18 protein-coding genes, 2 pseudogenes and 2 riboswitches are annotated in these 25,997 nt (G+C 67.2%); of the genes and pseudogenes, 7 read left to right on the forward strand and 13 right to left on the reverse strand.

Going from position 1 to position 25,997, the window contains the following annotated elements; translation table 11 throughout:
• Positions 1 to 56: 56 nt before the first annotated feature.
• The 6 genes from MYXE_RS12345 to MYXE_RS12370 all read left to right on the forward strand — a co-directional run bounded on the left by MYXE_RS12345 (position 57) and on the right by MYXE_RS12370 (position 8,808).
• A complete protein-coding gene (locus MYXE_RS12345) occupies positions 57 to 1,424 on the forward strand; it encodes a hemolysin family protein (RefSeq protein WP_085196235.1) in 1,368 nt (455 codons plus the stop codon).
• On the forward strand, positions 1,424 to 2,488 hold the full coding sequence (locus tag MYXE_RS12350; protein ID WP_003921808.1) for a hemolysin family protein: 1,065 nt from the start codon (positions 1,424 to 1,426) through the stop codon (positions 2,486 to 2,488). The genes MYXE_RS12345 and MYXE_RS12350 overlap by 1 nt, the downstream gene beginning before the upstream one ends.
• Positions 2,481 to 3,392: a 3-methyladenine DNA glycosylase gene (locus MYXE_RS12355; RefSeq protein ID WP_085196237.1), complete on the forward strand. Its 912-nt coding sequence runs from the start codon at positions 2,481 to 2,483 to the stop codon at positions 3,390 to 3,392. The genes MYXE_RS12350 and MYXE_RS12355 overlap by 8 nt, the downstream gene beginning before the upstream one ends.
• A gap of 31 nt (positions 3,393 to 3,423) precedes the next feature.
• On the forward strand, positions 3,424 to 5,622 hold the full coding sequence (locus MYXE_RS12360) for a malate synthase G (RefSeq protein WP_003921805.1): 2,199 nt from the start codon (positions 3,424 to 3,426) through the stop codon (positions 5,620 to 5,622).
• A gap of 95 nt (positions 5,623 to 5,717) precedes the next feature.
• Positions 5,718 to 7,814, forward strand: a complete 2,097-nt coding sequence (locus MYXE_RS12365; protein WP_085196239.1) for a substrate-binding domain-containing protein — start codon at positions 5,718 to 5,720, stop codon at positions 7,812 to 7,814.
• Between the two features lie 121 nt (positions 7,815 to 7,935).
• Positions 7,936 to 8,808: a haloalkane dehalogenase gene (locus MYXE_RS12370; protein WP_085196241.1), complete on the forward strand. Its 873-nt coding sequence runs from the start codon at positions 7,936 to 7,938 to the stop codon at positions 8,806 to 8,808.
• A gap of 10 nt (positions 8,809 to 8,818) precedes the next feature.
• Here the strand turns inward: MYXE_RS12370 and gcvP are convergent, their stop codons facing one another.
• The 12 genes and pseudogenes from gcvP to MYXE_RS12430 all read right to left on the reverse strand — a co-directional run bounded on the left by gcvP (position 8,819) and on the right by MYXE_RS12430 (position 22,478).
• On the reverse strand, positions 8,819 to 11,647 hold the full coding sequence (gcvP, locus tag MYXE_RS12375) for an aminomethyl-transferring glycine dehydrogenase (protein WP_112650301.1): 2,829 nt from the start codon (positions 11,645 to 11,647) through the stop codon (positions 8,819 to 8,821).
• A gap of 38 nt (positions 11,648 to 11,685) precedes the next feature.
• Positions 11,686 to 11,788, reverse strand: a riboswitch (glycine riboswitch).
• Positions 11,789 to 11,886: riboswitch (glycine riboswitch) on the reverse strand.
• 102 nt (positions 11,887 to 11,988) lie between these two features.
• Positions 11,989 to 12,636, reverse strand: coding sequence for a MerR family transcriptional regulator (locus MYXE_RS12380; protein WP_003921800.1), 648 nt, complete (start codon positions 12,634 to 12,636; stop codon positions 11,989 to 11,991).
• Positions 12,637 to 13,163: 527 nt separating this feature from the next.
• Entirely contained in the window at positions 13,164 to 13,658 is a 495-nt protein-coding gene (locus MYXE_RS12385; RefSeq protein WP_003921798.1) for a bifunctional nuclease family protein, read from the reverse strand.
• 106 nt (positions 13,659 to 13,764) lie between these two features.
• On the reverse strand, positions 13,765 to 14,499 hold the full coding sequence (ftsR, locus tag MYXE_RS12390; protein ID WP_003921797.1) for a transcriptional regulator FtsR: 735 nt from the start codon (positions 14,497 to 14,499) through the stop codon (positions 13,765 to 13,767).
• A complete protein-coding gene (gene garA / locus MYXE_RS12395; RefSeq protein ID WP_039890751.1) occupies positions 14,496 to 14,969 on the reverse strand; it encodes a glycogen accumulation regulator GarA in 474 nt (157 codons plus the stop codon). Before garA ends, ftsR begins: the two co-directional genes overlap by 4 nt.
• A 210-nt stretch (positions 14,970 to 15,179) precedes the next feature.
• A complete protein-coding gene (gene gcvH / locus MYXE_RS12400; RefSeq protein WP_085196285.1) occupies positions 15,180 to 15,578 on the reverse strand; it encodes a glycine cleavage system protein GcvH in 399 nt (132 codons plus the stop codon).
• A gap of 26 nt (positions 15,579 to 15,604) precedes the next feature.
• Positions 15,605 to 16,462, reverse strand: a complete 858-nt coding sequence (locus MYXE_RS12405; protein ID WP_003921792.1) for a DUF881 domain-containing protein — start codon at positions 16,460 to 16,462, stop codon at positions 15,605 to 15,607.
• A gap of 5 nt (positions 16,463 to 16,467) precedes the next feature.
• Positions 16,468 to 16,800 carry a small basic family protein gene (locus tag MYXE_RS12410; protein WP_003921790.1) on the reverse strand — a complete coding sequence of 111 codons (333 nt, stop codon included), beginning with the start codon at positions 16,798 to 16,800 and terminating at the stop codon, positions 16,468 to 16,470.
• A 64-nt stretch (positions 16,801 to 16,864) separates the two neighbouring features.
• A pseudogene (locus tag MYXE_RS12415) lies at positions 16,865 to 17,780 on the reverse strand (DUF881 domain-containing protein).
• Complete coding sequence (locus MYXE_RS12420; protein ID WP_003921788.1) at positions 17,773 to 18,387, reverse strand: CDP-alcohol phosphatidyltransferase family protein; 615 nt, start codon at positions 18,385 to 18,387, stop codon at positions 17,773 to 17,775. The pseudogene MYXE_RS12415 and the gene MYXE_RS12420 overlap by 8 nt, the downstream one beginning before the upstream one ends.
• 26 nt (positions 18,388 to 18,413) lie before the next feature.
• Positions 18,414 to 20,737 (reverse strand): annotated as a pseudogene (gene secA2, locus MYXE_RS12425) (accessory Sec system translocase SecA2).
• Between the two features lie 103 nt (positions 20,738 to 20,840).
• On the reverse strand, positions 20,841 to 22,478 hold the full coding sequence (locus tag MYXE_RS12430) for an acetolactate synthase (RefSeq protein ID WP_085196245.1): 1,638 nt from the start codon (positions 22,476 to 22,478) through the stop codon (positions 20,841 to 20,843).
• Positions 22,479 to 22,542: 64 nt separating this feature from the next.
• Between MYXE_RS12430 and MYXE_RS12435 the strand changes: the two genes are divergently transcribed.
• Positions 22,543 to 24,456 carry an ABC transporter ATP-binding protein/permease gene (locus MYXE_RS12435; RefSeq protein ID WP_003921784.1) on the forward strand — a complete coding sequence of 638 codons (1,914 nt, stop codon included), beginning with the start codon at positions 22,543 to 22,545 and terminating at the stop codon, positions 24,454 to 24,456.
• Positions 24,457 to 24,529: 73 nt separating this feature from the next.
• On the opposite strand, the gene MYXE_RS12440 is transcribed toward MYXE_RS12435, so the two are convergent.
• The gene (locus MYXE_RS12440; RefSeq protein WP_085196247.1) at positions 24,530 to 25,996 is read right to left on the reverse strand and encodes an FAD-binding protein; all 1,467 of its coding nucleotides are present in this window, start codon (positions 25,994 to 25,996) and stop codon (positions 24,530 to 24,532) included.
• Position 25,997: the final 1 nt, after the last annotated feature.

Here is a 25,997-nt window from a genome sequence, read left to right on the forward strand (position 1 = left end):
GTCGAGACCCCCGGCTGCCGGGCCGATCGGTCGCGCGTTGTGCGGCGGGCCCGCCGATGAACGCCGCCGTTACCCTGGTGAGCCTGCTGGCGATCGTGGCACTCACCGTCGGCACCGCAATGTTCGTGGCGGCCGAGTTCTCGCTGACCACCTTGGAGCGCAGCACGGTCGACGCCAACGCGCGCCGCGGCGCCCGGCGCGACAAGTATGTGCAGCGCGCGCACCGGACACTCGCGTTTCAACTTTCCGGCGCCCAATTGGGTATCTCGATCACCACGCTGATCACCGGCTACCTCACCGAGCCGCTGGTGGCCGAGGTGCCACATCCGGAGCTGGATGCGATCGGTATGCCGGACCGGCTCGCCGATGCCCTCACGACATTCGTTGCGCTGGCGCTCGTCACGTCGTTGTCGATGGTGGTCGGCGAGCTGGTGCCCAAATACCTGGCGATCGCGCGCCCGCTGCCCACCGCGCGCGCGGTCGCGGGACCCCAGCTGCTGTTTTCGCTGGCGTTCAAACCCGCCATCCGGATGACGAACAACACCGCGAACTGGATCCTGCGCAAACTGGGCATCGAACCGGCCCAGCGGCTGCGGTCGGCCCGCTCGCCGCGCGAATTGGTGTCGCTGGTGCGCACGTCGGCGCGCAGCGGGTCGCTGGACCCTGTCACCGCGGCGCTGGTGAGCCGCTCGCTGCAGTTCGGCACGCTGACGGCCGAAGAGCTGATGACGCCGCGGTCGAAGATCGTGGCGCTGCAGACCGACAACACCGTCGCCGACCTGGTGGCCGCCGCCACCGAGACCGGGTTCTCGCGGTTCCCGATCGTCGACGGCGACCTTGACGAGACCGTTGGCATCGTGCACGTCAAACAGGTCTTCCAGGTCGCGCCCGCGGACCGCGCGCACACCAAGCTGACCGCGGTCGCCCAGCCGGTCGCGGTGGTGCCCTCGACCCTGGACGGCGACGCGGTGATGGCCCAGATCCGGGCGAACGGCCTGCAGACCGCGCTGGTCGTCGACGAGTACGGCGGCACCGCCGGGATGGTCACCGTGGAGGATCTGATCGAGGAGATCGTCGGCGATGTGCGCGACGAGCACGACGACGCCACCCCGGATGTGGTCGCGGCGGGCAACGGGTGGCGGGTGTCGGGCCTGCTGCGCATCGACGAGGTAGCCGCGGCCACCGGTTATCGCGCACCCGAAGGCGAATACGAGACGATCGGCGGGTTAGTGCTTCAACAGCTCGGCCACATACCCGTGGCCGGTGAAACGGTCGAACTGACCGCGTTCGAACCCGACGGCCCATCGGACAACTCGGTTCGCTGGCAGGCAAAGGTGGTCCGGATGGACGGCCGCCGCATCGACCTGCTCGAGCTGACCGAACTGGGTCGTCGTAGCGATGGCCACAGCCAGCGAGGCCGCTGATGCGCGACCTAGTCGACGTGCTGCTGACCGTGCTGCTGGTCGGCGCCAACGCGTTTTTCGTCGGCGCCGAGTTCTCGCTCATCTCGGTGCGACGCGACCGGCTGGAGGCCCTCGCCGAGCAGGGCAGAGCCAGTGCGGCCACGGTGATTCGGGCCGGCGAGCGACTGCCGCTGATGTTCGCCGGAGCCCAATTCGGCATCACGGTGTCCTCGATCCTGCTGGGCCGCATCGGGGAACCCGCGGTCGCCGACCTGTTGCACACCCCATTGGCGTTGCTGCACGTATCGGGTGCGCTGCTGCACACCGTGTCGTTTGTGGTCGCACTGGCGGTTGTGGTGACGCTGCACGTGTTGCTGGGCGAGATGGTGCCCAAGAACATCGCGATCGCCGGCCCGGAGAAGGCCGCGATGTTGCTGGTTCCGCCGTATCTGGCCTACGTGCGGGCGGTGCGCCCGCTGATCGGGTTCTACAACTGGAGTGCCACCGCGATCCTGCGGCTGCTGCGTGTGCCGCCGAAAGACGAGCTCGACGTCACAGTGTCCACGGTTGAGCTCAGCGAGATGATCGCCGAATCGGTGTCGGAGGGGTTGCTGGATCGCGACGAACACACCCGGCTCACCCGGGCGCTGCAAATCCGCAACCGCGTTGTCGCCGACGTCGCCGTCCCGGTCCGTGATGTTCGCGCGGTGCGGGTGGCCCGGGCGGGCTCGGGGCCGACGGTGGGCGCGGTCGAAGAGGCGGTGGCCGACACCGGCTACTCCCGGTTCCCCGTGGTGGATCTTGGCGGCAGGTTCATCGGGTATCTGCACATCAAGGACGTGTTGTCGCTGGGCCCGCCGGAACTGCAAGACCCACAGGCGCTGATCGATCTTTCCGTGGTGCGCCCACTGCCGCAGATTCCGGCGTCACTGCCGCTGCCGGAAGCGCTGTCACGCTTGCGGCGCAGCAAAAGCCATCTGGCGCTGGCAACCTCCGACGATCGGAAAGTCGTCGCGATGGTTGCGCTGGAGGACTTGGTGGAAGACCTGGTCGGCACGGTTCGGGACGGAACGCACCGTGTCTGAGCTTGGCCAGCCCGCCACGACACTTGCCGCGAGGGAGTGGACCGCGCGGGCCGACGACTACCGCCGCCGGGTCGACGAATTCTTGGCCCCACACGACAAGCGCCGTCGCGCCGGCGAGTCGCATCCGGTGTGGGATTTTTTGTTCAGCTACTACACCCTGCGGCCCGGCCGCCTGCGGTGCTGGCATCCCGGCTTCGGCGTGGTGCTCACCGGCCAGGAGGCGCTTCGCCGCTACCGGGGCCGCTGTGGCTACACCGTGGTCGGCGACGGCGTCACCGTCAGTGACGCCTATCTGCGCAGCCGGCTCGATGTTGTGCGGTTCGTCGCCCAGCTGCTGGCTGCGACGGCACAGCGGCCAGCTCAGCTGAACTGCTTCGGGCTGCACGAATGGGCCATGGTGTATCGCAGCGCCGCTGTGCGCCACGATCGTGTGCCGCTACGGCTGTCCGGTGCGGCCATCGACACGGTCGTCGAGTCAATGCCGTTGCGCTGCACGCATTTTGACGCGTTTCGCTTCTTCACGGAGGCGGCGCGGCCCCGCAACGCGACGCAGCTCAGCCGTGTCAAGCAAACCTGGAGCGAGCAACCGGGATGCCTGCACACCGCGATGGATCTGTACAAGTGGTGCTACAAGTTGGGCCCGTTGGTCGGCTCCGAGCTGCTGTTCGACTGCCTGCACCTGGCCGCCGCCGCCCGCGAAGTCGACATGCGGGCCAGCCCGTATGATCTCAGCGGCTACGGATACCCGCCGATCGCCATCGAACACGGCGCCGGGCGCGCCGAGTATGTGCGTTGCCAGCGGGCGATCGCGCAACGCGCTGCCCCGCTGCGCGCCGCGCTGTTAGCCCATTGTGACCTGCTGCTGCGGGTCGCCAACCGCGGTAGTAGCGCTGCTTGTCGGTAGGCTGAGTTAGTTGCCAGTGAGGAGGAACTTGATGATCGAGCGCGTGCCGGTGGGAAACTTGCGAGTCGCGAAGGTGCTGTACGACTTCGTCAACACCGAGGCGCTGCCGGGCACCGACATCGATCCGGACAGTTTTTGGGCGGGCGTCGACAAGGTCGTCACCGACTTGTCCCGGCAGAACCAGGAGCTGCTCAACCGCCGCGACGAGCTGCAAGCCCAAATCGACAAGTGGCACCGGCACCGCGTCATCGAGCCCCACGACCCGGAGGCCTATCGGCAGTTCCTCACCGAAATCGGCTACCTGCTGCCCGAACCCGACGACTTCACGATCACCACCGCCAACGTCGACCCTGAAATCACCACGACGGCCGGGCCGCAGCTGGTGGTGCCCGTCACCAATGCCCGGTTCGCGCTTAATGCCGCCAACGCCCGCTGGGGCTCGCTGTACGACGCGCTTTACGGCACCGATGTCATCCCCGAAACCGACGGTGCCGAAAAAGGCCCCGGCTACAACAGAATTCGCGGCGACAAGGTGATCGCCTATGCGCGCAGGTTCCTCGACGACGCGGTGCCGCTGGGCAATGGATCCTGGTCGGAACTGACCGGCCTGGCCGTCGATGGCGGCCAGCTCGTCGCCACACTCGCCGACGGGCTGCACACCACGCTGGCCAACCCCGCCCAGTTCGCCGGCTACACCGGTGCTCCCGCGGCGCCGGATTCGGTGCTGCTGGTCAACCACGGGTTGCACATCGACATCGTGATCGACCCGGAGTCACCGGTCGGCAAAACCGACCGCGCCGGCATCAAAGACGTGATTCTGGAATCGGCGGTCACCACGATCATCGATTTCGAAGACGCGGTCGCCGCCGTCGACGCCGACGACAAAACCCGCGCCTACCGCAACTGGCTCGGCCTGAACAAAGGCGACCTGTCAGCCGAGGTCAACAAGGACGGCCGCACCTTCACCCGGGTGCTCAACCAGGACCGCCACTACACCAGCCCGGACGGCGGTGAGCTGGTGCTGCCCGGACGCGCGTTGTTGTTCGTGCGCAACGTCGGTCACCTGATGACCAACGACGCCATCGTCGACAGCGACGGCAACGCGGTGTTCGAGGGCATCCAGGACGCGCTGTTCACCGGCCTGTGCGCCATTCACGGGCTGAAGGCCTCCGACGCCAACGGGCCGCTGCTCAACAGCCGCACCGGCTCGATTTACATCGTCAAGCCGAAGATGCACGGCCCCGACGAGGTCGCGTTCACCACCGAGCTGTTCAGCCGGGTCGAAGACGTGCTCGGGCTGCCGCAGAAGACCCTCAAGGTCGGGGTCATGGACGAGGAGCGGCGCACCACCGTGAACCTCAAGGCCTGCATCAAGGCCGCCGCCGACCGGATCGTGTTCATCAACACCGGTTTCCTGGACCGCACTGGCGACGAGATCCACACCTCGATGGAGGCCGGTCCGATGGTGCGCAAAGGTGCCATGAAGACCCAGCCGTGGATCCTGGCCTACGAGGACAACAACGTCGACGTCGGCCTGGCCACCGGTTTCGCCGGCCACGCCCAGATCGGCAAGGGCATGTGGACGATGACCGAGCTGATGGCCGACATGGTCGAGCAGAAGATCGCTCAGCCCCGCGCCGGGGCCAGCACCGCATGGGTCCCCTCGCCCACCGCCGCGACCCTGCACGCGTTGCATTACCACCAGGTCGACGTGGCGGCCGTTCAAAAGGAGCTGGCCGGCCAGCGGCGGGCCACGATCGACCAGCTGCTGACCATCCCGCTGGCCAAGGAATTAGCTTGGGCGCCTGAGGAAATCCGCGAAGAGGTGGACAACAACTGCCAGTCGATTCTGGGCTACGTGGTGCGCTGGATCGACCAGGGCATCGGCTCGTCGAAGGTCCCTGACATCCACAACATCGACCTGATGGAGGACCGCGCAACCCTGCGGATCTCCAGCCAGTTACTGGCGAACTGGCTGCGCCACGGCGTGATTACCGCCGAGGATGTGCGGGCCGGACTGGAGCGCATGGCCCCGATGGTTGACCGGCAAAACGCCGGGGACCCGGCCTACCGGCCGATGGCGCCCAACTTCGACGACAGCATTGCCTTCCTGGCGGCCCAAGACCTGATTTTGTCCGGCGCCGAGCAGCCCAACGGCTACACCGAGCCGATCCTGCACCGACGCCGCCGCGAGTTCAAAGCCCGGTTCGGCGATGCCGCCGGCGGGTGATTCGGCTGCGAATGTAGTAGCTACCGATGAGTAGACTCGGCGCCGAATCGGCACCAGCGCGATGATAGGTCCACGGAGAGGGTGCAGGCACCGGCATGGGTAGGCACAGCATGCCCGAGCCCGAGGATTCCGCCGCCGAACCGTCCGACGAGTTGACGGACGACTACTTGGGCTCGGATGACGATACGGGCCGCCACCTTGTTAGTGGCCCCGATACTGCCGGCTACCCCCCGCGGCCGTCCTACGCGCGGTATGCGGGCGCCGCGCGCGACGACTACCCGGAGGATTTCGTCGACGACGCATTCGACGACGTGTCCGATGATGTGTTCGACGACGTGGTCGAGCGCGGCGAGCCCGGCGGCGCCTACCCCGGCGAACCCGACGCGGATTACCCCGATTTCTCTCGGGCCGGCCAGCCGGCGGCCGCAACACCCCCACCCACCGGCGGTGGTCACCGCAGCCAGTGGCGCGGCGGCCACCGCAGCGAGGGCGGGCGCCGTGGCGTCAGCATCGGCGTGGTCGCGGCCCTGGTGGTGGTCGTCGTCGTGGTGGCCACGGTGATCTTGTGGCGGTTTTTCGGCGATGCGTTGTCCCACCGCTCCCATACCGCTGCCACGCGCTGCATCGGTGCCAAGGAGAACGTCGCCGTCATCGCGGACGCGTCGATCGCTGACCGTGTGCAGCAGTTCGGCGACCGCTATAACGAGTCGGCCACCCCGGTCGGTGATCACTGCATGCAGGTCAGCGTCAAGCCCGCCAGCTCCGATGCCGTCGTCAACGGGTTCATCGGCAACTGGCCGGCGGAGCTCGGCGACCGGCCGGCGTTGTGGGTACCGGGCAGCTCGGTGTCGGCGGCACGGCTCGCGGCAGCGGTCGGACAGCAAACGATCAGCGATAGCCGTTCACTGGTCACGTCACCGGTGCTGATCGCGGTGCGGCCGGAATTGCAACGCGCCCTCAGCGGCCAGAGCTGGGCGTCGCTGCCGGGCCTTCAGACCAAGCCGGACGCCTTGACCGGCTTGCATTTGCCCGGGTGGGGATCGCTGCGGCTCGCGCTGCCGCTCAGCGGCAACAGCGACGCGGCGTATTTGGCGGCGGAAGCGGTGGCCGCCGCATCGGCGCCGCCCGGAGCCGCGGCCACCGCCGGAAGCGGCGCGGTACGCATGCTGGTCGACGGCCAGCCGAAGCTGGCCGACAATTCGCTGACCGAGGCCATGAACGCGCTGCTGCAGCCCGGCGATCCGGCGAGCGCGCCGGTGCATGCGGTGGTCACCACCGAACAGCAGTTGTTCCAGCGCGGCCAGTCCGGGGACGCCTCCGGCGCGTTGAGTTCGTGGCTGCCGCCGGGCCCGGCCGCGGTCGCGGACTATCCGACGGTGTTGCTCAGCGGGTCGTGGCTGTCACAGGAGCAGGTCACCGCCGCCAGCGCGTTCGCCCGATTCATGCACAAACCCGACCAACTGGCCGAGCTAGCCAAGGCCGGCTTCCGCGTACAAGGTGTGCAGCCGCCGAAAAGCGACGTCACCAGTTTCGCGCCGCTGTCGTCGACGCTGAAGGTCGGCGACGACGCGTTGCGCGCCACCCTGGCCAACACACTGACCACCCCGGCGGGTGGACCGGTCGCCACCATCATGCTCGAGCAGTCGATGACCACCGAGGAGGGCGGCAAGACGCGGTTGGCCAATGTCGTCGTGGCCCTGAACAACCGGATCCGCGCGCTGCCGCCGACCTCGGCGGTCGGGCTGTGGACGTTCGACGGCAAAGAAGGCCGGACCGAGGTCTCCACTGGGCCGCTGGACGACCCGGTCAACGGCCAGCCCCGCTCGGCGGCGCTGAGCGCCGCATTGGACAAGCAGTATTCGACGCCCGGCGGCGCGGTGTCGTTCACCACGCTGCGATTGGTTTACAACGACGCCGTGGCCAATTTCCGTGCCGGACAGACGAATTCGGTGCTGGTGATCACCGCAGGCCCGCACACCGACCAGACGCTCGACGGCCCCGGGCTGCAGGAGTTCATCCGCCGAAGCGTCGACCCGGCCAAGCCCATCGCGGTGAACATCATCGACTTCGGCACCGATCCGGACCGGCCGACCTGGGAGGCGGTCGCCCGCCTCAGTGGCGGCAGCTACCAGAACCTGCCGACCTCGGCGTCCCCTGACCTGGCCACCGCCATCACCACATTCCTAAGCTGAGCCGGTTGGCCGTTGCGCACCGACGAACTGCGCAGGGTGAGCGCCCGGGCACGCGCCAGTCCCAAACATGCTGCGGAAGCACTACTCGGCTTACGATCACATGCGGCACCGGAGGAGCACAATGGCTGTCGACTTCACCCCAGATCCGTCGCTGTACCCGTTCACGTCGCACTGGTTCGACTCGACACGGGGCCGCGTGCACTACATCGACGAGGGCCCGACTAGCGGCGATGGTGTGCCGATCGTGTTCTGCCACGGCAACCCGACCTGGAGCTTCCTGTACCGCGACATCATCGTCGCGCTGCGCGACAAGTTCCGTTGCATCGCCCCGGACTACCTGGGTTTCGGGCTCTCGGAGCGTCCATCCGGCTTCGGATACACGATCGAGGAGCATGCCGGTGTGGTGGGTGACCTGGTCGACCACCTGGGTCTCAATGGTTACCTGACCATGGGCCAGGACTGGGGTGGCCCGATCAGCCTGGCGGTCGACGTGGCCCGTGCCGACCGGGTGCGCGGCGTCATCTTGGGCAACACCTGGTTCTGGCCGGCGGATGACCTGCGGCCGAAACTATTCAGCAAAGTGATGTCCAGCGCACCCATGCAGTACGCGATTTTGCAGCGGAATTTCTTTGTCGAGCGGCTGATTCCGGCGGGAACCGGGCGACGGCTAGACCCGGCGGTGATGGCACACTACCGCGGGGTGCAGCCGAGCCGGCAGGACCGGGTGGGTGTGGCCCGGTTGCCCAAAGAAATCCTGGCCGCGCGTCCGCTCCTGGAGCGGCTCTCCAACGAGGTGCCCGCAAGGCTGGGTTCCAAACCGGCTTTGCTGGTGTGGGGGATGAAGGATCCTGCGTTTCCCCCCAGCCAATCGTTACCGCGGATGCGCGCAGCCTTCCCCGATCACGTCGTCGTCGAATTGCCCAACGCCAAGCACTTCATCCAGGAAGACGCGCCGGAACGGATCGCGGGGGCGATCCTCGATCGCTTCGGCTGACCCTGGGCGCCTACTGCGCAAATTCCTGCACCGGCGGGCACGAGCACACCAGGTTGCGGTCACCGTAGGCGCCGTCGATGCGGCGCACCGGCGGCCACACTTTGGGGCGGAACGTCTTGCCGAGAGGGTAGGCGGCCTGTTCGCGGGTGTACGGGTGAGCCCAGTCGGACACCAGCAGGCACTCGGCGGTGTGCGGGGCGCCGCGCAGTGGGTTGTCGTCAACGGGCCATTGGCCCGCGGCCACCTTGTCGATCTCGGCGCGGATCGCGATCATCGCCTCGCAGAACGCGTCGATTTCGGCCAGGGTTTCGCTTTCGGTGGGCTCAACCATCAGCGTGCCGGTGACCGGGAAGCTCATTGTTGGCGCGTGAAAACCATAGTCGGCCAAGCGCTTTGCGACATCGTCGACGGTAACGCCGGTGGACTTGGTGATCGGGCGCAGATCGAGGATGCACTCGTGGGCGACCATGCCGTTCTCGCCGGTGTAAAGCACCGGGTAGTACTCGTCGAGCCGACGGGCTATGTAGTTGGCCGACGCGATCGCGGTCAGCGTGGCCCGGCGCAGGCCGTCGGCGCCCATCATCCGGATGTAGGCCCAGGTGATCGGCAAGATCGAGGCCGACCCGTACGGCGCCGACGCTACCGGTCTCCCACCGGGCAGCTCCGGGGCATAGGGGTGCCCGGGCAGGAACGGGGCCAGATGTGAGCGGGCCACGATCGGCCCCACACCGGGTCCCCCGCCCCCGTGCGGGATGCAGAACGTCTTGTGCAGGTTCAGGTGGCTGATGTCGCCGCCGAATTTGCCGGGCCGCGCCAGTCCCACCAGTGCGTTGAGGTTGGCGCCGTCCACGTAGACCTGGCCGCCGACCTCGTGCACGGCCGCGCAGATCTCGGCGATGTCGTGCTCATACACGCCATGGGTGGACGGGTAAGTGATCATCAGCGCGGCCAGCCGCTTTGCGTGCTCGGTGACCTTGGCGCGCAGATCGTCGAGATCGACGTCGCCGTTCGCGCGGCAGGCCACGACAACCACCCGCATCCCGGCCAGCGCCGCCGACGCGGCGTTGGTGCCGTGCGCACTGGACGGGATCAGGCACACGTCGCGGTGGGGTTCGCCGCGGCTGGTGTGATAGTCGCGGATGGCCAGCAGTCCCGCGTACTCGCCTTGCGAACCCGCGTTGGGTTGCAGCGAGACCGCGTCGTAGCCGGTCATGTCGACCAGCCAGGTTTCCAGCTGATGGATTAGCTCGCGCAGCCCGGCGACATCGGCGGCGGGCGCGAAGGGATGCAGCCGTGCGAACTCCGGCCAGGTAATGGGCTCCATCTCGGCGGCGGCATTGAGTTTCATCGTGCATGAGCCCAGCGGAATCATGCTGCGGTCCAACGCCACATCGCGGTCGGCCAGCGTGCGCAGATAACGCGTCATCGACGTCTCGGTGCGGTAACTGGTGAAGGCCGGATGCGTGAGAAACTCCGACCTGCGCGTCTCGATATCGGTGAACCTCGGATCGGCCGGTGTCACCCCGAAGGCCTGCAGCACCGCGGCCACATGGGCGTCGGTGGTGGCCTCGTCGCACGACACCGAGACGTGGTCGTCGTCGAACCGCCACAGGTTGATGCCGTTGGCCTTCGCCGCGGCGATCACCTCATCGACCCGCCCGGGCACCCGCGCCAACACGGTGTCGAAGAACGTGTCGTGCACCAACGCATCACCCAGCGCGGCCGCGATCTGTTCGGCATATTGATGCACGCGGCGGGCGATCGCGGTCAACCCGTCGGCGCCGTGATAGCTGGCGTACATCGCGGCGATCACCGCCAGCAGCACCTGCGCGGTGCAAATGTTGCTGGTGGCCTTGTCGCGACGGATGTGCTGCTCGCGGGTCTGCAGCGCCAGGCGATACGCCGGCGCGCCGTCACTATCGACGGATACCCCGACCAGCCGACCTGGCAGCTGGCGAGCGTGCTTGGCGTGCACCGACAGGTAGCCTGCGTGGGGGCCGCCGAATCCCATTGGCACACCGAATCTTTGGGTGGTGCCGAAGGCGACGTCAGCGCCGAACTCCCCCGGCGGGGTGATCAGCGTCAACGCCAGCAGGTCGGCGCCGACGGCGACCAGCGCACCGCGCTCGTGTGCCTGCGCCACCAACGTGCTCCAGTCGGTGATGCGCCCGCTGGCACCCGGCAGTTGGGTGATGACGCCGAAGAACTCGCCGTCGGGCAGGCCGTCGCGCAGGTCGCTGGTGACGATCTCGATGCCCAGCGGCTGCGCGCGGGCGGCGAGGATCGCGGCAGTCTGGGTGAACAAGTCGACATCTACGGCCAGCCGGCTGGCTTTCCCGCGCGCCGCGCGATGCATCAGGGTCATCGCCTCGGCCGCGGCGGTGCCCTCGTCAAGCAGCGACGCATTTGCCACCTCGAGGCCGGTGAGATCAGCGACCATCGTCTGGAAATTCAGCAGCGCCTCCAGCCGACCCTGGCTGATCTCGGGCTGATACGGCGTGTAGGCCGTGTACCAGGCCGGGTTTTCCAGGATGTTGCGGCGCAGCACCGCCGGGGTGAACGTGTCGTAGTAGCCCTGCCCGATCATCGACACCGCGACGGTGTTGGCGGCGGCCAGTGCCCGCAGCTCGGCCAGCGCCTCGTCTTCGGTGGCCGCGGGCGGCAGCTTGTCCAGGCCGGGGGCGATGCCACCCGCGGTCGGCGGGTCGAGGATGCCGGCGGGCACCGCCTTGACGGCCAATTCGTCGAGCGAGTCGACGCCGATGACGGCGAGCATGGCCGCGATCGCGGCACCGTCCGGGCCGATGTGCCGGTCGGCGAACGATGAGAATTGGGACACGGGCGAAACTCCTGGCATCGGCAGAGGACCATGCTGGCCCTCCCCTCTGTCTTCACCCGTTCGCGGGCGCCTGAGAGATTCGGCGCGTAGCGCCTTTCCCCATCGGCGGGTGACCGGGGTCACCGCTTTCCAGAGGCATCGTGTCGTGGCGCGGTCCGGGTGCCTGAGAGGTTGACGGAGAGGTGTTGCTCCTTCGGCGTCCGTGGCTGGCGGTCACGGAACTCTCCCGCGCCGGGTCGATGCGGGGCCGATTGTACCGAGCCGCTCTACCTGATGGCGAGCGGGCGTCTGCGCAGCGTACGCCACGCGACACGCGCAACTGCAATCGCGCGCGAAACCCGTCAGCCGATCTTGCGGTCGCGGTGCTTGCGCCGCGAGGCCAGCTCGTCCTCCGGTGCGGCGATCGACTCGCCGCCGTCGGCGCGCTCGCCCGGGAAGTCGGCGATCACGCCCGTCAGCTCGCGCATGGCGCCGGACACTGCGATACCGAACACGCCCTGCCCGCCCTGCAGCAGGTCGACGACCTCCTCGGCGGAGGTGCACTCGTAGACCGTCGTGCCGTCGGAGAACAGCGTGATGTTAGCCAAATCCTGCACGCCGCGCTGGCGCAGGTGGTCGACCGCGACCCGGATGTTGTGCAGCGAGATACCGGTGTCGAGCAACCGCTTGACGATCTTTAGCACCAGGATGTCTTTGAACGAATACAGCCGCTGGCTGCCGGAGCCGGCCGCACTGCGGATCGACGGCACCACCAGCGATGTGCGTGCCCAGTAGTCCAGCTGGCGGTAGGTGATGCCGGCGATCTGGCAGGCGCTGGGGCCGCGGTAGCCGACGAGCTCGTCGGGCACCGAGTCGTCTGGGAACAGGCCGGCTTGCACCGGTTCGCTCGGGGCGGAAGCGGCGGGGTCGTCCGGCTTTGGGGCAGCGCCCTCACCCTCGGCGGACCCGGACTCAAGGTCTAGCTGATCTTGACGTGGTTGGTCGCCCACGATGCTTCCTCTCGCCGATGTCACTGACTGCCCTGCAGCCGCGCTTGGTCAGGCCCGAGTGCTTGAGAGCATACGCTTTTCGACAAGCCGTCGTGCTCCTCGTCACGATCAAGCCGCCATCAAAGTATGGCCGGGATCGGGGTTGCGTGACGCTATCCGGGGGGCGTGTCGAGGCCCAAGTCACACATGAGACGCATCCGTAACATAGCGGACGGCGCCGAACGCACCGTCCGCTATGGGGGTTCGATCGTCCGGTTCCTCCTCAGCCCGCTTCGCGGCCCGCATCGTCACCGGACTGGGTTCGATCGTCCGGTTCCTCCTCAGCCCGCTTCGCGGCCCGCATCGTCACCGGACTGGGTTCGATCGTCCGGTTCCTCCTCAGCCCGCTTCGCGGCCCGCATCGTCACCGGACTGGGTTCGATCGTCCGGTTCCTCCTCAGCCCGCTTCGCGGCCCGCATCGTCACCGGACTAGGTTCGATCGTCCGGTTCCTCCTCAGCCCGCTTCGCGGCCCGCATCGTCACCGGACTAGGTGGCTTTGAAATCGTCGGGGGACACACTGTCAAGGAATTCCTTGAACTTCTCCACTTCGTCCTCACGCACCGCGCTGGTGGGTTCCTCGTCGCTCTCGTCCGGTATCAGCAAACCCGCCTCCGCGAGCACGGCCTCCTCGACGTAAATCGGCACGCCGACCCGCAGCGCGATGGCCACCGAGTCCGATGGCCGCGCCGACACCCTGATGTTGCGGTCGAAGATCAGGTCAGCGTAGAAGGTCCCCTCCTGCAAGTCGACGATCCGCACCTCCTTGAGGGTATGGCCAAGGGCGGCAATCACATCGCGGATCAAGTCATGTGTCAGCGGACGGGGCGGCTCGACACCCTGCTGCTCCAAGGCGATGGCCGCGGCCTCCGACTGGCCGATCCAGATCGGTAGATACCGGTCACCGTTTGCTTCGCGCAGCAACAGCACCGGCTGGTTCTGCGGCTGCTCGACCCGAATGCCGACCACGCGAACTTCACCCATGTGTGTCTGCCCTCCGCACGTCGTGTCCGACTCGACCTGGCGTGGCGTGATGGGACTGCGAAACGTCAGCCCGCCGAACACCAAGCTCCCGAACGAAGTCTAATCCTCACCGGCGAAGAACGTCGCGTACGGCAGACTTGATCAGCGCGGTATGCAAGGTGATCGCCAGCGCCGCCACCTCACGCGCCAAGTCGTCGGCGCGGTCGCGGGCACCTGCCTTGCCGGCCTTGACCACTGGCCCGGCGATCTGAGCGATGAGGTCGGACTGCCGGTCAGCGGCCGAACGGAATGCCCGCAAGTGCCGCGGCTCGACGCCGTAGTCGGCCAGGGCCCGCGCGCACTGCAAAATGACGACCGCGTGCTCGTCGAAAAAACCACCCGGCCCGGTGGTGATCACTCCCGCCTTGATCAGCGCGGTCAGCAGTTCGCCGTCGACCCCTGAGCGCTCGAGCAGGTCCTCCCGGCTGAGCCGGATTTGCGTCGAGGCCACCGATGCGGTGTCGTCCGTCGCGGCGGCGCCTGCGATCGACACCAATCGCGGCCCACCGTAAGGCGATCCGGAGGGTGGCAATTCACCGTCGGGAAGGGCGTCCAGCTGCGCCTTGATCACTTTCAGGGGCAGGTAGTGATCGCGCTGCGCGGTGAGGATGAAGCGCAGCCGGGCGCAATCGTAGGCGGTGAACCGCCGATACCCTGACGCGGCGCGCTGCGGGGTGACCAACCCCTCGGCCTCCAGGAACCGAATCTTGGAGATCGTGATGTCCGGGAACTCCGGCCGCAGCAGCTCTAGCACCGCTCCGATCGACATCCCGGTCAGCGCGGGCGTGTCAGGCGCGGTCACGGGCTAGCAGCTCCCCCGTCCTGGCTGGGCTTGGGACCGGTCAAGAACACCAAGCGAAACTTCCCGATCTGGACTTCGTCGCCGTTTGCCAACACCGCCGAGTCGACTGGCTCGCGATTGACATACGTGCCGTTGAGGCTGCCGACGTCGACGACATGGAACTCGTCACCTTCCAGCCGGAATTCGGCGTGGCGGCGACTTACGGTGACGTCGTCGAGGAAGATGTCGCTGTCGGGATGCCGGCCCGCCGAGGTGGTCGGTTGGTCCAGCAGGAATCGGGATCCTGCGTTCGGACCCCGCTTGACGACCAGCAGCGCCGAGCCAGCTGGCAGCCCCTCGACCCCGGAAACCGCGGTCTCGGCGCCAGCCTCGGCGGGTGCCTCCAGTTCGTTGAGGAAGTCCGAGCGGAAGACCGATGTCGTCTCCACGGTGACTTCATCAGAGTTCTGGTCGTTTTCCTTCTCCGTCACCGGCTGCTCCTCACTGGCCGCTGTAGTGTCGTCTGACCGGCCCGCGGGTCCGGTCATCGGCCGCTTTTCCCTCGTTGTCTCGACCGTACCGCGCACCGGTGCCCAATGTGCCAACCACCGCAGGATCGCTGGACCCGATGCCCGGCTGCTGCCCTGGTACTGCACCAATCGTGCGGTCGCCCCGGTCAGCGAAGGGGACCTTAACAATCGTCATTCGGTCAGCGTCCCGCGGTAGGCATCGGCGTCGAGCAGCGCGGCGAATCCCTGTTCGAGGGTGTCGCTCCCGTCGACCTCAAGGTCGAGCAACCAACCCGCACCGTATGGGTCGGAGTTCACCAGTTGGGGGCTGGTTTCCAAATCTTTGTTGACAGCAATCACTTTCGCTGAGACCGGTGCGTACAGGTCCGACACCGACTTGGTTGATTCCACCTCGCCGAAGGATTGCCCCGCGGTTACGTCGGTGCCGACCTCGGGCAACTGCACGAACACGACGTCGCCGAGCGATGACTGCGCGAAGTCGGTAATCCCCACCCGCACGGTAGTTTCCCCGGTGCGCCGTACCCACTCATGCTCGGCGGTGTAGTGCAGATCGGGCGGGATTTCGGTCACGGTCATCCTGTTCTGGTCGGCATCACTTATTTGACTGGCTGAGCGTATTGGCGTGGTTTCGGTTGTCGCAAGGCGGTGACGTCAACGCGATCCGACTGTTGCACCGACATTCGGCCGCCCACACGCTTGACGCTGTCGACCGCGCCACCGGGGATGTTCATCGCCGCGGCCAGCGTCGGCGGATCACCAACGGCCAGAACCGAATACGGCGGAGACAGGGTTTTTCCGTCGATAGCCAGCGCGCCGGGAGCACCAAGTACCCAGGTGTCGACACCGACCCGCAGTGCCTGGTGCCCGTCGTTGATCTCGATGGCCTCGGCGCCGGCGGCGCGCAGCTCGTTGATCACATCGAGCATCGCCTCCGGCGCGACACCCGGACCCGGATCGTCGATCCTGACGCTGACGCCGGGGCCGGTGGCGCCGACGGTACCCACCAAGATCGACAGTGCCGCCAGCCTGGCCTGGGCATTGTCGATGGCAGCCTGGTTGCTGCTACCCGATGCCTGCAACGAGCTCAATGTCCGCTGCAAGTCGGCGACTTCGGTGTTCAGCGTGGCCTCACGCTGCCGCAGCGAGTCCAGCAGCACCAGCAGATCGGCGGGGCGGGCGGTTTCCAGTGAATCACCGGAGTCGTTCTGCCGAACCTGGGTAACGATCGCCACGCCCAACACGAAGCACAGCGCGATTGCCAGCGCGCCGAATACCAACTGTGAACGGCCGCGGCGGAATACGCCGCCGAGGTCGGATCGTCGCAGCCATCCGAGCTTGGGCCGTGGATAGTCCGGCGGCAGTTCGTGGCGCCCGTGCGGCGCGCCTCCCGCAGCCCGGGAGTCGTGGCGTTGCTCGCCGTTGTCGCCGCCACGTGCTGCCGGTTGATCGGTCATCGCTGTCAGGCCCCGAACAGCCGACGCCGTAAGGCGGCGGTGTTACCGAAGATCCGGATACCCAGCACCACGATGATCGCCGTCGACAACTGGGTTCCGACGCCGAGTTGGTCGCCGACGTAGACGATGAGCGCGGCAACGAGCACGTTGAACACGAACGACACCACGAAGACCTTCGGATCGAAAATCCGCTCCAAGTAGGCCCGCAACCCGCCGAACACCGCGTCGAGTGCGGCGACCACGGCGATGGGCAGGTATGGCTGGATGACCTCGGGCACGCTGGGGTGGAACACCAGGCCCAGCACAATGCCGACCACGAGTGCCGCAAGGCCGATCATGTCTGCCCGGCCGGTGCCGTCGCGGTTGTTGGTGCTAGTGTCATCACACAATTCCCGTCGATGTTCAGGGCCCAAACTGCTTGGCGAACTTAACATCCCGCACGGCACCCGCGGGCAGCGCCAGTCCGTCGCCGACGCTGACGGCCACGCCGACACCGTAAGAGACCTCCAGCAGCCGGAGCCGATGCAGACCCGGGCTGCGATCGAAGAGGTCGCGCATTGCATGCGGCGGCCCCACGGCCAGGATCGTGTACGGCTTGCTGATCGGATTATTGTCGACGAGAATCGCGCCGCCCGCCTGTCGGACGGTGACATTGGGCCCGATCCGGACACCGCCGACCGCGACGGCTTCTGCGCCGCTGGCCCACAACGAGTTGACCACCAGCTGCAGGTCGCGGTCGAGGATGATCTGCCGGCCGCCGGGCACCCGCTGCTTGGAAACGTCCGACAAATTAGGACTGACACCCGGATCTGTCACCGTCACGGTCAGACCGGGACCGATGACCGGGGTGCTGGCCGATGTCGACTCCAGCTTGTCGAGGCCACCAAGCAGCCGCTGCCCTTGCGCGTCGGCGACCAGTGCGCGCCGCTGCACGTCGTCGACTTGGGCGGCAAGCGCGTTGCGGCGCGCGGTGAGCTCACCGGTGGATGCCTCCGCTGCGCGCACACCGGCCGCCAGCACCTGCTGGGCCGCGCTGACGCCGGGGGCAACCATGCGGGCCTGAGCGACGGCGGCGGCGAACACCACTGCCACCAACAACGCCGCCGCCGCTTGCCAGACTCGCGCGAGCACGCGGGCCCGGCGGGTCGGCGGCGTGCTGGCGCGGGCGCGTTCGGCGGCCGCTGCGGCGTAGCCGGGATCGAGGTGTTCGGAGAGCAGCGCGCAGCAGCGACGGCACGGGGATGAGTTGCGGTCGCCCGGCCTCGTGAGCGCTGCGGCCCGCCTCGGGGTCGTAGCCGCCCAGCGATTGGTCACCCATCGTCTGCGCTCTCTGCCGCCGACGCCCCGACCTTGGGCATTCGGCGCATCACGAGTACAACCTGCACCACGTACAGCACGAATGCCCACAGATACACGTACAAGCCCCAGATCAAAAACGCCCAACCGCACGCCAGCAACACCCGGCTCCACAACGCATGCCACTGTCCCAGCAAGATCAGCGGAAACGCCGACATCAGCCCGAACGTCGCGGCCTTGCCGATGTAGGTCACCGGCAGTGCCGTCAGCCCGCGGCTGCGCAGCAGCGGCAGAGTCGCGGCCAGTAGCGCGTCGCGTGCCAGCAGGGTGCCGATGACCCACCACGGCACGATCCCGCGGAGCCCGAACGCGATCGGCACGGTCACCATGTAAAGCCGGTCCACCGCCGGATCAAGCAACTCCCCCAATCTGGACGCCTGATTCAGCAACCGCGCGATCTTGCCGTCGGCCCAGTCGGACCCACCACTGAAAATCAGGATCGCCGCCGCCCAACCGTCGGCGTGCGCCACCAGCAGGACGTAGAAAAACACGGGGATCAGCGCCAGGCGGAGGACGCTCAGTGCGTTAGGCACCGTCAGCACGCGGTCGCGCACGGGCCCCGGCTTCATGTGGCGTGACCTTAAGGCAAGCCGGGCTACCGGAAGACTCCGGGCAGGCTCAGCGCGGACAGCGTGTCGTCGGCCAGCGGATTGTCACGGACCATGTAAGTCCAGGTCGACGTCGGGCGGGCCAGCTTGGACAGGTCCACACCAGGCTCGTCTTCGATGGCCGGGGACGTTTCGAACGTCTGCTGGGCGGCCTCGATCGCGTCGGCGGCCAACGACGCGAACGCGTCGACCGCCATCCGGTGAAACTCGTCGAGCGGGTTCTGCCGGCCCAGCGCGCGCAGGTGGATGCTTTCCCGGATGTCGGCCAGATACGCCAGGTGGTCGGCCCAGCCGCGGTCGAGGTGATAGAGCATGATCAGCCGGCAGATCTTTTCCAGCCGGTCTTCGGAGAGCTCCTCGGCGAGCTCGGCGTAGCGCTTGGGCGCGAGGTCGGCCAGTTCCTTGCGGGCGGTGTCGGTGGCGAGCAGCGTGTTGCGACGCTCGACGATGATGGCCCGCTGCTGGGCGATCAGCTGGTTGTAGCGCCACGTGTTGGCGTGTATGTCGAGCAGCTTGCCTTCGGCGACGCGCTGGGCGTGGTCGAGCAGGCCGGCCGCCTTGGGGCTGGTGATCCGGCCGGTCTCGTCGGTGTCCATCGGGAGCTTGTGCCGCTCCAGGTTGGCGGTGACGACGTCGTCTTCCCAGCTGGCGAAGAACACCGACGAACCGCGGTCGCCCTGGCGTCCGGCCCGCCCGCGCAGCTGGTTGTCCAGCCGCTGGGTGTGGTGTCGCCCGGTGCCGACCACGTGCAGCCCGCCCAGCTCGGCGACCCGGTCGTGGTCGGCCTCGTCGGAGCCGCCGAGCCGGATGTCGGTGCCGCGCCCGGCCATCTGGGTGGACACCGTGACCGCGCCGAACTTGCCGGCCTCGGCGATCACCTTCGCCTCTTCGGCGTCGTTCTTGGCGTTGAGCACTACCGCGGGAACCCCGCGGCGCAGCAGCCGTTCATGCAGTTCCTCGGATTCGGCCACGTCACGGGTGCCGACCAACACCGGCTGGCCGGTCTCGTGCACTTCGATGATGTGCTCGACGATCGCGTCGTTTTTGGCGGCGGCGGTGATGTAGACCCGGTCGGCCTCGTCTTCGCGGATGTTCGGCTTGTTCGGCGGGATCGGTGAGACACCGAGCTTGTAGAACTGGCGCAGCTGTTCACCGGCAGCCAGCGCGGTACCGGTCATCCCGCACACGGTCGGATAGCGGTTGATCAGCGCCTGCACGGTGATGGTGTCGAGCACCTCACCGGTTTCGGTGGTCTCGATGCCCTCCTTGGCCTCGACCGCGGCCTGCAGCCCGTCCGGCCAGCGCTGCAGCTGCGCGATGCGGCCCCGCGAGGCGTTGATCAGGTGCACGGCGTCGTCGCGCACGATGTAGTGCACGTCGCGCTGCAGCAGCACATGCGCATGCAGGGCGACGTTGACCTCGGTGAGCGTGGTGCCGACGTGCTCTTCGGAGTACAGGTCGATGCCGCCGAGCGCTTTTTCGATCTTGCGGGCGCCGGTCTCGGTGAGGTGGACGTTGCGGTTGTCGACGTCGGTGTCGTAGTCCTCCCCGGGCTGCAGTTCGCCGACGAGCCGGATGATTTCCAGCCGCGGGGTCTCCCGGTGCGTGGTGCCCGCCAAAACCAGCGGCACCAGCGCCTCGTCGACGAGCACCGAGTCGGCCTCGTCGATCAGCGCCACATCGGGGTCGGGCGACACCAGGTCGGCGACGTCGGTGACCAGCTGGTCGCGCAGCACGTCGAAGCCGATCTCGTTGACCGAGGCATAGGTGACGTCGCACTTATAGGCTGCGCGGCGCTCGTCGGCGCTCGACTCGGCAGTGATCCAGCCGACCGTCAATCCCAGCGCCTTGATCAGCGGGCCCATCCATTCGGCGTCGCGGCGGGCCAGGTAGTCGTTGATGGTGACGACGTGCACGTGCCGGCCGCCCAGGGCGTACCCGGCGGCCGCGATCGCGCCGCCAGGGTTTTGCCCTCGCCGGTGGCCATTTCGATCACGTCGCCGGCCAGCATCCGCAGCGCGCCGAACAGCTGCACGTCGAACGGGCGCAGGCCGGTGGACCGCTCGGCGGCCTCCCGGGCGATGGCGAGGAACTGCGGGATGTCAGCGGATTCGGCAAGCTCGTCGAGCCGCAGCAGTCCCGCAGCCTTGCGCAGTTGCTCGTCGCTGAGCCCGGCGGCCTTCTCGTCATAGTCCGCCGACGCGCTGACCTGGGCGAGCGAACGGGATTGGTTCTTTTCCGTGCTGGCGCCCAGCAGCCGCCAGAATCGACTGCTCAGGCGCCCCGGCTGAGCGGCAGTGGTCTTCGGCACAGATCAACGGTACGCGGCACCTCGCCACCGCCATCGGGTGTCTGTACCCGACTCGCCGGTCGCTGGCGTGCAATCGCGCCCGCTCGCGACCAAAAACCAGCGGTCAGGCCAAATTCGATCGGCGAGGGTAGGCGACCGTGGGATCGGTGAGCACGTTGACGACGGCGGGCAGCCCGCTGCCGAACGCACGTTCCAGAGCCGGACGCAACTCGGCGGGCGTCGACACCAACTCGCCGTGGCCGCCCAGGACGCGTGCCACCTCGTCATACCGTGTGCCGGGCCGCAGCTCGGCCGCCACCGAATAGCCGTACAGGGCTTCCATGGGGTGTTTTTCCAACGCCCAGATGCCGTTGTTGCCGACCACCGAGACGACCGGCACACCGTGACGAACCAGCGTGTCCCACTCCATCCCGGAAAACCCGAACGCACCGTCGCCTTGCAACAGCACCACCTGACGCTCCGGCTGGGCCAGCTTGGCGGCCAGCGCGTAACCCGGGCCTGAGCCAAGGCAGCCGAACGGGCCGCTGTCGAGCCACGCGCCCGGGACATAGCTGTCGATCACCCGGCCACCGTAGGAGCCGAAATCGCCCGCGTCGATCACGACGACCGCGTCGCGCTCCAGTAGCGGAGCCAGCTCGGCATACACTCGCATCGGGTGCAAGGGCACCCGCTCGTCGGCCAACTCGGCGCGTTCGAGGTCACGCGCGGCGGTCTCGGCCGCCCGCAGTCGGGCAATCCAGTCTTCGTGGTCACGCCCGCTTGTATCGGCAAGGGCCGCCAGGGTCGCGGACAGGTCGCCGTAGAGCCCGGCGGCGATCGCTCGCGGATGCTCGCGATCCGGTTCAACGCGGTCGACCACAATGAGTTCGGTCTGCGGCCCGAACACGGCGCCGAAGCTCAGCCGAAAATCCATCGGCACCCCGACAACCACGGCAACGTCGGCCTCTCCCAACGCTTTTGAACGCACCCGTGAGAACGCCACCGGGTGGTCGGCGGGCACCATGCCGCGCGCCATCCCGTTCATCAGCACCGGTATGCGCCGCTCCTCGGCCAGACGCAGCAGGGCGGCCTCGGCGTGGCCCCACCACGCGTTGGTGCCTGCCATGATCACCGGGCGCTGCGCTTTCGCCAGCAGGCTGGCGCCACGGTCCAGCGCGTCGCCGTCGGGCGGCGACGGCGCGGGCAGGTCGGTCAGCGCGCCGGGGCTGCCGTCGTCGTCGCACGGCGAGAACACGTGGTCCATCGGGAAATCGACGAATGCCACACCGGAGGGGGCGGCCAGCGTCGCGCGCAGCGCGTCGTCGACGAGCCGTCCGCAGTCGTCAGCGGACTTCGCGGTGGCGGCGAACCGGGCCAGTGGCGTCACGAACGGCACATGGTCGATCTCCTGCAACGACCCCATGCCCCACCGCGCCGCCGGCGCCCGGCCCCCCAGCACCAGCAGCGGCGACTGGTTTTGCTGCGCGGCCGCCATCGCACTCATGCCGTTGGTGACGCCCGGACCGGCGGTCAACGCTGCCACCCCGGGCACCCGTGTCACTTTCGACCAGCCTTCGGCGGCGAACGCGGCGGTTTGTTCGTGACGGGTGTCGATCAGCCGAATGCCTTCGCTGCGGCAGCCGTCGTAGATGGAAAACAGGTGCCCACCGGACAAAGTGAACAGCGTGTCGATCCCGCTGGCCCGCAACCGGCGGGCGACAAGCCGGCCTGCATGCACGGTCGTCGGCGCGTCGATACTCACCCGGCGAGCCTAACCACAGCTCGGGTAACTTCGCGGGAAAGTTTCGTCGAGCAGAGGTCGGGTCGTGGAACTGTTCAAGCCCTCCATCGATTGGGGTCATGCCCTGGTGGACTCGTTGTCCTGGGTGGCGCAGGCGTGGGCGATCAGCGCGGTGTGTGTCGTCGTCGTGCTGGTGGCCCTGCGGTTCGTCACCCCGTGGGGTCACCAGTTCTGGCGCATCAGCGGGGACTACTTCACCGGTCGGCACAGCATCCGGGTGTGGCTGATGCTGGGCGTGCTGCTGCTGTCCGTCGTGCTTGCCGTGCGCCTCAACGTGTTGTTCAGCTACCAGGCCAACGACCTGAACTCATCGGTGCAGACCGCGGTGCAAGGCATGGCCACCGGAAACCAGGCAGTGAAACGCTCTGGGGTGCATGGCTTTTGGATGTCCATCCTCGTGTTCAGCGTGATGGCGGTGCTGCATGTGTTGCGGATCATGCTCGACATCTACCTGACCCAGCGCTTCGTCGTGGCTTGGCGGGTCTGGCTCACCGACCGGCTCACCGGTGACTGGCTGGGCGGGCGCTCCTACTACCGGGGCCGCTTCATCGACGCCACCATCGACAATCCCGACCAGCGCATCCAGCAAGACATCGACGTGTTTACCGCCGGGGTCGGGGCCACGCCCAACGTGCCGTCGAACGGCACCAGCAGTACCTTGCTGTTCGGGGCGGTCAATTCGGTGCTGTCGGTGTTTTCCTTCACCGCCATTCTGTGGAACCTGTCCGGCCCGCTGACCGTGTTCGGTGTGCACATCCCCAAAGCCATGTTCTGGGTGCTCATCTTCTATGTGTTCGTGGTGACTGTCATCGCTTTTCGGATTGGGCGGCCACTGATCTGGCTCAGCTTCCGCAACGAGCTCACCAACGCCGCCTTCCGCTACGCACTGGTGCGGGTGCGAGACGCCGCCGAAGCGGTTGGTTTCTACCGCGGTGAGCGCGCCGAACGGGTACAGCTCGGCCAGCGATTCCGCCCGATCATCGACAACTACCTGCGATTCGTGAACCGCACCATCGGCTTTTCCGGATGGAATCTGTCGGTGAGCCAAGCAATCGTGCCGCTGCCTTGGGTGCTGCAAGCGCCGCGACTGTTCTCCGGGCAGATCAAGTTCGGCGACGTCACACAGACCGCAACGGCATTCAGCAGCATCCACGACGGTCTGTCCTTCTTCCGCAATGCCTACGACTCGTTCGCCAGCTATCGAGCCGCGATCATCCGGCTCAACGGCCTGGTCGAGGCCGACGAAAAAGCCCGTGAACTGCCCGAGATCCTCACCACGCCCAGCGCTGGCGACAACGTCGACATCGAAGGGGTCGAGGTGCGAACACCGGACGGGGACCAGCTCATCGATTGCCTCGACGTGCACCTGACGGCCGGTGAGGCGTTGGTGATCACCGGACCGTCGGGAAGCGGCAAGACGACACTGCTGCGCAGTCTTGCCGAGTTGTGGCCTTATGCCTCAGGGGCATTGCGACGCCCCGATGGCGACGACGAAACAATGTTCCTCTCGCAGCTGCCGTATGTGCCGCTGGGCGACCTGCGTGCCGTGGTGTCCTATCCCGCGTCGCCGGGAGACATTCCCGACAGTGCGCTGCGCGACGTGTTGGTGAAAGTGGTCCTGCCCCACCTGGTCGACCGCCTCGACGAAGAGCAGGACTGGGCGAAGGTGCTCTCCCCCGGCGAACAGCAGCGGGTGGCCTTCGCCCGGGTGCTGTTAACCAAGCCCAAGGCGGTATTCCTCGACGAGGCCACCTCGGCGATCGACGAGGGGCTGGAATTAGCGATGTATCAGCTGCTGCGTACCGAGTTGCCGGAGACAATTGTGGTCAGCGTCAGCCATCGCAGCACTGTCGAGCCCTATCACGATCATCGCCTGCAACTTTTGGGCGAAGGCCGCTGGCGCCTGAGCCGGGTCGAGGAGGAGCCAGCACCGGTATAGCCGCAGCGCCGGGATCGCCGTATCAGCGCGAGCAGACGCCAAATCGCCCGAAACGGCCTGTCGCAGCGGGATTTTACGTCTGCTCGCGCGCGGCGCTCGCAGCGTGGGCGCCGGCGCGACGACCGAAGAACGATCCCTCACCAAGCTGGGTGCCGCTGGCATACCCCTTGCCGTCCTGGGCGATATTGGATGCGCACGCGCCCACCGCGTACAAACCGGGGACGACGGTGCCGTCCTCGCGCAGCACCTGACCGTTGACCGACGTAGACAACCCGCCGAGGGTGAACCCGGCGTACATCGCCTTACCCAGCGACAGGTCGAACGCCCCCCACGGCCCTTTGTCTTGCGGGGCAAGGAATTCCGGCTGCTTGTGAAAGTCGGGATCTTCACCGCGAGTCGCGAACTCGTTGTAGCGCTCCAGCGTCGCAACCAGATTGCCCCTCGGGATGCCCAACCCGGCTTCCATCTCGGGCACGGTCTCCCAGCCGTCGATCAACGGCACCAGCGGCACCTGCGGACGCTGCAGGTGCGCCTCGTCGACGATCAGAAACGCCACGCTGTCGGGCTGGTCCATCACGAAACCCGAAGTGCGCGAATGGTAGGAGTCTTCGGCGACGAACCGTTTGCCGAACTTGTTCACGATGATCCCGGTGAGCAGGATCGCCGGCGGATAGGCCGGTGCGGTGATGAAGGCCTGGTCCATGTGCTCGGTAGCGCCACCGGCGGAGACGCCGAGCCGGATACCCAGCCCGTCGTCGTAGGTGCTGCCCAGCACGAACGGCTTTTCGGCCAGTTTCGGGGTGTAGGCAGCCACCATCTCCTTGTTCATCACGAAGCCTCCGGCGGCGATGATCACCGACTTTGCTTTAGCGGCACCGGTTTCGGTGAAACGCTTCCACAACACGCCGGTCACCGCGCCCGAAGCATCCACGACCAGCTGTGTCGCACCCGTCTCGTAGCGAATCTCCACGCCGAGGCTCTTGGCACGCTTGAGTAGCAGGTCGACCACCAGCTTCGCGCCTTCGGTGTCACCAGGCACCGGCACCTTGTGGCCGCGCGGCGCCGGTACCGCTTTTTCGAAGAACGGCCACACCTTTTCATTGCCCGTGTACATCAACCCTTCGGTGTTGGGCTGAATCACCGCCTTCTCCGGGTAGAAGCTGCGTTCGAACTGAAATCCCAACCCTTCCAACCAGGTGAAGTGCTCGACGCTGCCCTCGCAGTAGGCGCGAATCTTCTGGTGATCGGGGTCCCGGGAGACCGCGACCAGATACTTGTACATCTCCTCCGGTGAATCCTGGTGCCCGGTGGCTTGCTGTACCGCGGTGCCGCCGCCGAGGTAGAAGTGGCCGCCGGCCATGGCGGTGGTACCACCGGCCGAGGCGGCCCGCTCCAGCACCAGTACCCGAGCCCCGGCGGCCGCCGCGCTCACTGCCGCGCAGCCCCCGGCGATGCCGAAACCGATGACCACCACGTCGACGTCATCCGACCACGAGGTCACGTCGTCCGCGTTGACCGTCGCCGGGATCTCGGTGGTCATT

The sequence above is a fragment of the Mycobacterium xenopi genome (assembly GCF_009936235.1).
Classification (GTDB): Bacteria; Actinomycetota; Actinomycetes; order Mycobacteriales; family Mycobacteriaceae; genus Mycobacterium; species Mycobacterium xenopi.

Bases quoted from the DNA above. Each gene is read 5' to 3' on its own strand.
- MYXE_RS12345 (WP_085196235.1), top strand. From the start codon at position 57: ATGAACGCCGCCGTTACCCTGGTGAGCCTGCTGGCGATCGTGGCACTC.
- MYXE_RS12350 (WP_003921808.1), top strand. From the start codon at position 1,424: ATGCGCGACCTAGTCGACGTGCTGCTGACCGTGCTGCTGGTCGGCGCC.
- MYXE_RS12360 (WP_003921805.1), top strand. From the start codon at position 3,424: ATGATCGAGCGCGTGCCGGTGGGAAACTTGCGAGTCGCGAAGGTGCTG.
- MYXE_RS12365 (WP_085196239.1), top strand. From the start codon at position 5,718: ATGGGTAGGCACAGCATGCCCGAGCCCGAGGATTCCGCCGCCGAACCG.
- MYXE_RS12370 (WP_085196241.1), top strand. From the start codon at position 7,936: ATGGCTGTCGACTTCACCCCAGATCCGTCGCTGTACCCGTTCACGTCG.
- MYXE_RS12385 (WP_003921798.1), bottom strand. From the start codon at position 13,658: ATGGGTGAAGTTCGCGTGGTCGGCATTCGGGTCGAGCAGCCGCAGAAC.
- MYXE_RS12405 (WP_003921792.1), bottom strand. From the start codon at position 16,462: ATGACCGATCAACCGGCAGCACGTGGCGGCGACAACGGCGAGCAACGC.
- MYXE_RS12410 (WP_003921790.1), bottom strand. From the start codon at position 16,800: ATGATCGGCCTTGCGGCACTCGTGGTCGGCATTGTGCTGGGCCTGGTG.
- MYXE_RS12420 (WP_003921788.1), bottom strand. From the start codon at position 18,387: ATGAAGCCGGGGCCCGTGCGCGACCGCGTGCTGACGGTGCCTAACGCA.
- MYXE_RS12440 (WP_085196247.1), bottom strand. From the start codon at position 25,996: ATGACCACCGAGATCCCGGCGACGGTCAACGCGGACGACGTGACCTCG.